The 500-nt window shown below is 43.8% G+C and carries 1 protein-coding gene; it reads right to left on the bottom strand.

The genetic code is table 11. The features are described 5' to 3' along the window. Positions 1–48: 48 nt before the first annotated feature. Positions 49–500 (bottom strand): DDE-type integrase/transposase/recombinase (locus tag WKT10_RS15940; protein ID WP_340278056.1); only part of this gene is annotated, 452 nt, incomplete at its 5' end.

The raw sequence follows: 500 nt of genomic DNA, 5'->3' as shown, positions 1-500 counted from the left end.
TGATATTGTCAATATTGGTTTACACTTTTTTCTCAAGAATGTTCGACCTTATGCTGCCTCCTGTAGCGAAGCATAGTATTGTTGTCGCTTAACCATTGGAGGTAGTCCACCATTAGCAGAGCAGATCCTCCGATTATTCCAGTAGCTGATGAAGTATCTCCAGATGAGCGTCTTTAACTGCTCTACGGTCATTGAGGTAGGATCGTAACGACCATAAAGTAATTCCTCTTTGAAGCGTGCCCACATGCTTTCGCATCTGGCATTATCATGGCATCTGCCACCGGCACTGTTCATGCTTTGAACAATGCCATATCTGTTGATAGCTTTACGATATAGCTCACTGGTATACTGGGTTCCCCTGTCACTGTGAAGAATAGCTCCACGGAGCATCGGGTAAGCTTTGCAAGCATTCTCTAAGGTTTGTTCGCATAGGGTAGCTCTCATATTTGTATCCATAGCAAGTCCCAATACTGCTAAATCATAGCAGTCAAAGATAGCTG

The organism is Enterocloster sp. HCN-30185 (genome assembly GCF_037890305.1).
Classification (GTDB): Bacteria; Bacillota; Clostridia; order Lachnospirales; family Lachnospiraceae; genus Enterocloster.
This window is presented reverse-complemented; position numbering and strand designations above follow the sequence as displayed.